Origin of the sequence: Actinoplanes sp. NPDC051470 (assembly GCF_040682035.1) — a bacterium.
GTDB lineage: Bacteria > Actinomycetota > Actinomycetes > Mycobacteriales > Micromonosporaceae > Actinoplanes.
The window spans coordinates 1-1,182 of record NZ_JBFBAA010000086.1; the positions used below are offsets into that span (position 1 = coordinate 1).

Genomic DNA, 1,182 nt, shown 5'->3' on the forward strand with positions numbered 1-1,182 from the left:
GTCGACCTCGCCGACGCGGTCATCACTTTACGTAGTCTGATTCGGCAGGCATGGACCCCCTACCGATGGGATACCCGCCCCGCCCGACGCCCATGATCTTGACCTTATCTGCGCGAGCTCTAACGTTCTGTAGCCACCGCGATCGGGCCAGAGTAGGCGCGGCGCGCGGCGGCGACCGACTCGGTGGCGCCGACGCCGGGATGCAGGTGCGTCAGGATGAGCTGACCGACGTTGGCCGACGCCGCGGTGGCGCCGGCCTGCGCCGCGCTGGAGAGGACCTCGGCGGCCTCGGCCGGCACGTGTTCGGGCCAGGTGGCCTCGGCAATGAGGATGTCGGCGTCGCGAGCCAACTCGATCAGGTGCGGCGACGGTCCGGTGTCGCCGGTGTAGACGAGCGTCGTGCCGCCTGCCGTGAGCCGGAAACCCGCGTTGGGCAACCAATGCGGCAGCAGTCGGGTGTCCACAGCGAACGGCCCGATCACGAACGATTCGCCGGGAGTGAACTCATGCTTGTCGTACGCGTCGTCCAGCATGCCGGGCCGGTCGAGCGCGAGTACGGCATCGAGCGCTCGCGGCGGCGAATACAACGGCAGGCGAGCGGGATCGTTGCCGCCCAATGCGCGGGCGCGCAGCAGCGGGTTGAGGTCGGCGCAGTGATCCGGGTGCCCGTGCGTGATCAGAACGGCGTCGATCGACTCCGCTGCGGTGTGCCGCAGCAGCGCGGGGAAGGTGGCATAACCGGCATCGAGGAGGATGCGGAAGCCTTCGTGCTCGACGAGGTACCCGGAGCAAGGGCTTTCTGAAGTGGGAAAGGCGCCGCTGCTGCCCAACACGTTCAGAAGCATCAGCCCATCTTACGTACCAGTCGGCCTGCTGACTGCCCGTCGAGGTCGCCCGTTCCGACCCTGAAGCTCACACCTGCAACCGGTAGCCGATGCCCGGCTCCGTGATGATGTGCCGCAAGCCGGGCAGGATCCAGCTCCAGCTTGCGGCGCAGGCTTGCGAAATGTACCCGCAGGTAGCTCAACTCCGTCTTGTACTGCCGCCCCCACACCTCGCGCAGCAGTTGCCGCTGCTCGACGAGCTTGCCCTGGTGCCGGGCCAGCACCTCCAGCAGGTGCCACTCGGTCGGGCTGAGCCGGTTGGCGCCGGGCCAAGACCCGGTCGAGCGGGACCCCAGAG

The 1,182-nt window shown here is 68.1% G+C and carries 1 protein-coding gene and 2 pseudogenes; 1 reads left to right on the plus strand and 2 read right to left on the minus strand.

Translation table 11 applies throughout. The annotated features are described in order from the left end of the window. A pseudogene (locus AB0M54_RS47875) lies at positions 1–96 on the plus strand (IS5/IS1182 family transposase); the annotation flags it as partial. 23 nt (positions 97–119) lie between these two features. Here the strand turns inward: AB0M54_RS47875 and AB0M54_RS47880 are convergent. Together AB0M54_RS47880 and AB0M54_RS47885 are read right to left on the minus strand one after the other, a co-directional pair. Next, positions 120–845, minus strand: a complete 726-nt coding sequence (locus tag AB0M54_RS47880) for an MBL fold metallo-hydrolase (protein ID WP_364480061.1) — start codon at positions 843–845, stop codon at positions 120–122. Between the two features lie 67 nt (positions 846–912). After that, a pseudogene (locus tag AB0M54_RS47885) lies at positions 913–1,182 on the minus strand (winged helix-turn-helix domain-containing protein); the annotation flags it as partial.

Excerpts from the sequence above, each read along its gene's own strand:
- AB0M54_RS47880 (WP_364480061.1), bottom strand. The coding sequence starts at position 845 with ATGCTTCTGAACGTGTTGGGCAGCAGCGGCGCCTTTCCCACTTCAGAA.